Annotated in this window: 5 protein-coding genes; 2 read left to right on the top strand and 3 right to left on the bottom strand. The window is 42.9% G+C overall.

Annotation, left to right across the window (positions count from 1 at the left end; all coding sequences use genetic code 11):
- From WBJ10_RS09870 to WBJ10_RS09860, 3 genes are all read right to left on the bottom strand, one after another.
- On the bottom strand, positions 1-868 hold an 868-nt coding region (locus WBJ10_RS09870), incomplete at its 3' end, for a lactonase family protein (protein WP_424289799.1).
- Positions 869-1,008: 140 nt separating this feature from the next.
- The gene (locus WBJ10_RS09865) at positions 1,009-3,111 is read right to left on the bottom strand and encodes a molybdopterin cofactor-binding domain-containing protein (RefSeq protein WP_424289797.1); all 2,103 of its coding nucleotides are present in this window, start codon (positions 3,109-3,111) and stop codon (positions 1,009-1,011) included.
- Positions 3,104-3,571 (bottom strand): (2Fe-2S)-binding protein, encoded by a 468-nt coding sequence (locus tag WBJ10_RS09860; RefSeq protein ID WP_424289795.1) that lies wholly within the window; start codon positions 3,569-3,571, stop codon positions 3,104-3,106. The genes WBJ10_RS09865 and WBJ10_RS09860 overlap by 8 nt, the downstream gene beginning before the upstream one ends.
- Positions 3,572-3,678: 107 nt before the next feature.
- On the opposite strand from WBJ10_RS09860, the gene WBJ10_RS09855 reads away from it, so the two are divergent.
- Positions 3,679-4,869: an alanine racemase gene (locus tag WBJ10_RS09855; protein ID WP_424289793.1), complete on the top strand. Its 1,191-nt coding sequence runs from the start codon at positions 3,679-3,681 to the stop codon at positions 4,867-4,869.
- 21 nt (positions 4,870-4,890) lie between these two features.
- On the top strand, positions 4,891-6,026 hold a 1,136-nt coding region (locus WBJ10_RS09850; RefSeq protein WP_424289791.1), incomplete at its 3' end, for a cysteine desulfurase-like protein.

The raw sequence follows: 6,026 nt of genomic DNA, 5'->3' as shown, positions 1-6,026 counted from the left end.
ATACATTACGGGTATTTGCGTACAGGAATTTTCCATCAGCAGATACCTGAATATCTGCCCCATCCGGTTTACCGGTATAACTCGCATCGGCCATCTTGATCGTTTGGATTAAATCGATTTTTCCTTTCTTGTATTTAAACGCGTTTACCGTTCCATCGAGTTCCGTTACAGCATAGTAAAACTTCTTGTTTGGATGAAAAGTAGAGTGGCGGGGACCAGCGCCTGGTGCAAGACTAACGAAGTCCTGAGCAGTTGCCGTTAATGGATTCGGTCGTTTTGATGCGTCAAATGCATAAATATTCATCTTATCTGTTCCGAGATCAGCGGTGATTACATATTTATTATCAGGAGAAACTACTGCCGAATGAACAAAAGGCTTATCCCTTGCGATGCTCCTGCCCTCATGTTTGATATCCTGAATATCGGAACCTAAAGATCCGTCAGCGTTAATGGGAATCGCAGTCAATGTACCGCCTCCATAATTAGAGACAAATACATATCTACTTTTCGCATCAACTGATATGTGTGTGGGGCCTCCGCTGCCGGAGGTGACCCTGTTTAAAAGTTTAAGCTCGCCAGTCCTGGTATCGAATGATAAAGCATTGATGTATCTGTTAGGGTCTTCACCAACGGTATAAACAAACTTACGGTCATTAGTCACAGCGAAATATGACGGGCTTCCCAAAACAACTTTCGATTTGTAGTTAGTAGATGCGTCACGGGTATCGAAATCATACACATAAACACCTTCACTTTTTCCCGGGGAAGTATAAGTGCCAATTAATAAATGATACTTTGCATCCTGAGCCCATAGTGATGCTGAGACAAGCACACAAGCACAGAAACAAACAAACTTTTTCACGTTCATATTCATAGTTTTATTTGCCCAAGATAGAAAATTTGTTTTTACTAAAATCGATTGCCGGATCAAACCACAGTGTACGCTAATATCCGGCCTAAACATATTTATTTCGAAGGAATATTTGAACAGATAAGAATTTAAGCAGGTTAAGCAATGAGCCCCGCAGGAATAAGCGGCAGGTTATTAAGCCCGACACCACTTGCATCCAATATAGCGTTCCGGATTGCCGGAGCAACACCTATTATAGGAGCTTCGCCTGCGCCTGCCGAAGGTAAATCCTTTCGGTCGACCATAATAATTTCAATTTCGGGCATGTCGCTAAACCTCGGTACCCGGTAAGCTGAGATTGAGGGATTTAGGATTTTGCCCCCTGCGAAGTCTACTGCCTCGAATAATGCACCTCCCAGCCCCTGCACAATTGCTCCAATGATTTGATGATGCAAATGAGCGGGATTTATTATAGCTCCGCATTCGAAAGCTTCGTTGATCTGAAGTATTTTAACCTGGTTGTTGATCACTTCTACCTCTGCACAAGTAGCTACATAGCCGCCTTTATCAAAACCAGTTGCGATACCGAATCCCCGGCCCGGCAGCTTTTTCCTTGTACGCCAGCCGAAGCTTTTAGCGGCAGCTTCAAGTACTGCGTTAAATCTTGGTTCTGCAAGATTCTTAAGTCTGAACTCCAACTGATCCATATTTATCATATGGGCTAGATCAGCCATGTGACTTTCACGTGCAAATACATTAGCAGTTGATGCCAGGCCCCGGTAAGAACCCTGCTTTAAGGGTGTATCGGCCGAATGAAAAAGGCTTTGCTGGTTTGCAACTGAATAAGGAGTTGCAATTGCTCCCGCTCCTGAATTATAATTATGAAAGTCCCAGGCCGTGATTGTTCCATCCTTTTTTACTCCGCTATTTATTTCAATAAGCCCAGCAGGCCTGAAATATGCCCAGGCAAATTCCTCTTCCCTTGTCCATACGAGCTTAACTGGTTTGCCAACAGCTTTGGACAACTTTGCAGCTTCCTCCGCTGCTTCAGCGCTATGCTTTCCGCCATAAGCCGAACCTGTATCGGGAACAATTACCCTGACCTTATCTTTAGGGATGTTAAACATTTCGGCAAGAGTATCGCGCACCCCAAATGGCTTTTGGGTCCCTGTATAAACAGTTAGCCTCCCCTTGTCCCATGAAGCAATGGCAGCCCTGGGCTCAAGAGGAACGTGTGCGATATATTCAATTTGGTAGCTTGCACGATGCTGATGATCGCCTTCAGATAAGCCGCGATTTATATCCCCCTGCTTTGCGGACCCTCTGCCCTGTTCACCAGAACTTTTCAAGTGTTCAAACAAGTCAGCGCGTGATTTTTGAGCCGGAGTCTTCCAGTTGGCGTGAATCACTTTAACGGCTTTTGCTGCAGTCCACGGGTCATCGGCTGTAAGGCCAACAAAATTGCCATCCTGTACAACAGTGACTCCCGGAATAGCCTTTGCTGCCGAAGTATCAATATCAATAAGATCAGATTTATAGGCGGCAGGGCGAAGGATTTTGCCGTAAACCATGCCTCCTAATTTCATATCGGAAACATACTTGTGCTCCCCTGTCAAAAATGATTTGATGTTGACCTTTGGGACTGACGTTCCGGTTAGTTTCCTTTGGGAAAGGGAGCTTATTTTTGTTGATTCAGAAATAGGAATAACAAGCTGCTTCCCACCAGTGAGTTGTTGATAAGACAACTTATTTTTTGTTGCAGGGTCGATAATAAAACCACCTTCTGCTATTAAAGCTTCTTCACTGATCTTCCATGTTTTAGCAGCCATTTTTATCAGTTCCGCCTTTGCTGCTGCCGAAGCCCTCCTTAACTGTGAGCCCATTTGCGGGGTTGATCTGCTCCCTACCGTTCCGAAATCGTAAGGAACAAGATCGGTGTCAGCCATCACCATTTTCACCGATGATATTGGAATAAGGAGTTCCTCAGCAACAACCTGCGATAGCGAAGTCCGGATATTTTGGCCCACCTCAGTTTTGCCTGTAAAAGCAGTAACGAATCCGTCATCACCGATATGGACCCATGCACCAATTTGATCGTCGGGAATTAAGATTGCGGAAGTATCAGCAGCAAATGAAATCAGTTCATCTGAAACGAATATAACAGCAAGTCCGCCGCCGAGAAGTTTAAAAAACTTTCTCCGGTTTAAATAGCCTTCCTGAGTAGGCTTTTCGTATCGGGTTTCGGGTTTTTTCTCAATCATCTCCATTGGATTTAAATGATGCAGCAAGCTTGACTGCCGTAATAATTCCAGCATAAGTTCCGCACCGGCAAATGTTAATATTCATCATTTCGACAATCTGGCTATCCGTGGGTTTTGGGACTTTCGAAAGTAACGCTACTGTCGAAATGATCATTCCCGATGCACAATAAGAACATTGAAAGGGATCAGTCTTCATAAATGCTTCCTGAACCTGATGTAGTTTATCATTTTTGGCAAGGCCCTCGATAGTTTCTATCTTTTTACCTTCCAGCGAGTTAATCCTTGTTATGCACGATGGAGTAGCTACACCTTCAATCAAAACCATGCAGGCACCACAGGCTGCTTCACCGCAGCCGTACTTGGTTCCTGTGAGGTCGAGTTCTTCGCGGAGAACGGTTAACAGATCGGAATCAGGTGCGGCGTTTACATTTTGGGCTGTCCCATTGATGTTCAATACCATAATATTAACTTTAGCTAGTTAAAGATAAATTAAAGTAACATGACAGCCAAGTAACATCTTAGTTCCAATTTTCCCTTATCTTGACCACGTTTTCTATCGCTTAAAATATGACACAAAATTTCAGGGTGATTCCTGATGAAGCATTTGGCAGTAAAGCTATTATCCGTATAAGAGATATAAATGCTATAGTATACAACTACAATCTTTTTAAAGCTAAGGCCGATGCTACGAACTCGCTGTGTGCGGCAGTTTTAAAAGGGGATGTTTATGGCCTTCAGATAAAAGATGTTGCACCTGCCTTGTATAAAGCCGGTGCCCGTCATTTTTTCATTGAAGAATTAAGTGAAGGTATTGAACTCAGGAGTATACTTCTATATGAAGATATCCATCTCTATGCTTTAGGGGGACTTCTGCATGGAGAGGAACACTATTTTAAGCAGTACAAGATCATTCCATGCCTCAACGCATTAGAGCAATTAGAGAGATGGAACGACTACTGTTCTAAAAATGGGAAAGGATCGGCTGTAATACATTTGGACAGCCATATGAACCGGCTGGGGTTTCTTGACGATGAAGTCAAACAGTTAAGTGATAATTACGATGTGTTAACAAAGCATGTTAATATTGAACTTTATATCAGCCATTTTTTTGATATCAAAGGATCAGATCCTTCCAATTGCTACAAACAACTTGAAGTTCTTGATGGCTATTGTTCGATCTTACCCCCAAAACCCATTTCCTTTGCCTGCACAGACAGCGTAATTTTGCTTGACAATGAAGTTTTTAATTTTGATATGATCAGGCCGGGGATTGGCCTGGTTGGCGGAGCGCCAAATGCGGCCAGCCCAATTGCACCAGATGCACGCCATACAATGGAGGTTTATGCCAAAATATCCCAGATAAAAACCGTCAGGGAAGGTCAGACCATTGGTTATGGAGGTGCATATACTACCAAAAGAGATATAAAGCTAGCACTAGTTCATATCGGCTATAAACATGGATATCTCAGATTATTAAGTGAAACTGATTCCAATCCCAAAGGAGTTTATATGTTTATTGCCGGTTACAAAATTCCTGTGATTGGCAAAATTTCATCCGGAGCAACTACCGTTGACGTAAGTGATGTGCCTGAGAGTATTTTAAACCAGGTCCATTATGTCGAAGTGATCGGGCCGAATGTCGATATAAAATTCCTCGCCGACATTAGTGGCTGTTACGACATTCTTGGGGCCCTCGGAGTACCAAATATCCGCATCGCAGATTATACACTTGAAGATTACGAAAATAAATTTCGATAAGCATCAGCAAAAATCTCACCAATGAAATTCGATATTAACGGAATAAGAGCACAATTCCTGTCCCTGAAGAGAGAAATAAATGGTTTCCCGGCAATATATTTTGACAGCCCGGGAGGTACACAAACTCCCCAGCGTGTAATTGAAAAAATGGTTGATTACATGATCAATCATAACGCTAACAGCGGCGGAGTATTTGCCACTACTGTTGAAACTGATGAAATGATCCTTAATGCGAGGAAATCTTTTGCGGATTTTTTTGGATGTGCATGGGATGAAGTAGCTTTTGGCGAGAACTCCACAAGTATCAACTTCAAGCTTTCACAGGCCATAGCCAGGGACTTACAACCTGGAGATGAAATTATCATTACCGATATCGATCATGACTCGAATAGAAGCCCTTGGGAAATCTTATCCGAAAGAGGCTTAATAATTAAAAGTGTTAAGGTAAACACGGAAACCCTAACACTTGACATGGAAGATTATAAAGGTAAACTTTCAAATAGAACAAAAGTTGTAGCATTCAATTATGGATCGAATGCCGTAGGAACAATCAGTGATGCAAAAACAATTATTAGCCTTGCAAGGGAAAGAGGTGCAATCACTGTCGTGGATGCCGTACACTATGCCTTACACGGGGTGCTTGACGTTAAGGAACTGGACGCCGATTTTGTCTTCTGTTCAGCATATAAATTTTTCGGGCCGCATATCGGAGTTCTTTATAGTAAGAAGGAAAGAATGGAAGCGCTGAAGACCTTAAAAGTTAGTGCCCAGAAAAACACCGTTCCTGACAAATTTGAAACCGGTACATTAAATCATGAAGCCATTGCTGGAGCAGCCGAAGCAATTGAGTTTATAGCAGAGATCGGCAGCAAACATCCCGCAGAGTTAGGCGACAATTCCTTCACAAATAAACCCCGAAGAAATAATATAATTTCCGGGATGAAAGCGATGGAAGAATACGAGATACCTCTTGCAGAATACTTCAAAGAAGAACTTAGAAAAATTGAAGGGCTGCGTCTTTACTGCCCTCCAAAAGAGCAGTTATGTACCTCTACGATATCCTTCAGGCTTAAAGACATTCCCCCTATCCAGGTTGCAAAACGGCTCGCTGAACTGGGAATTTTTGTATGGGCCGGAGGGTTTTATGCTGTCGGGCT

Source organism: Daejeonella sp. (genome assembly GCF_049655485.1).
GTDB lineage: Bacteria > Bacteroidota > Bacteroidia > Sphingobacteriales > Sphingobacteriaceae > Daejeonella.
This window is presented reverse-complemented; position numbering and strand designations above follow the sequence as displayed.

Excerpts from the sequence above, each read along its gene's own strand:
- WBJ10_RS09855 (WP_424289793.1), top strand. The coding sequence starts at position 3,679 with ATGACACAAAATTTCAGGGTGATTCCTGATGAAGCATTTGGCAGTAAA.
- WBJ10_RS09860 (WP_424289795.1), bottom strand. The coding sequence starts at position 3,571 with ATGGTATTGAACATCAATGGGACAGCCCAAAATGTAAACGCCGCACCT.
- WBJ10_RS09865 (WP_424289797.1), bottom strand. The coding sequence starts at position 3,111 with ATGATTGAGAAAAAACCCGAAACCCGATACGAAAAGCCTACTCAGGAA.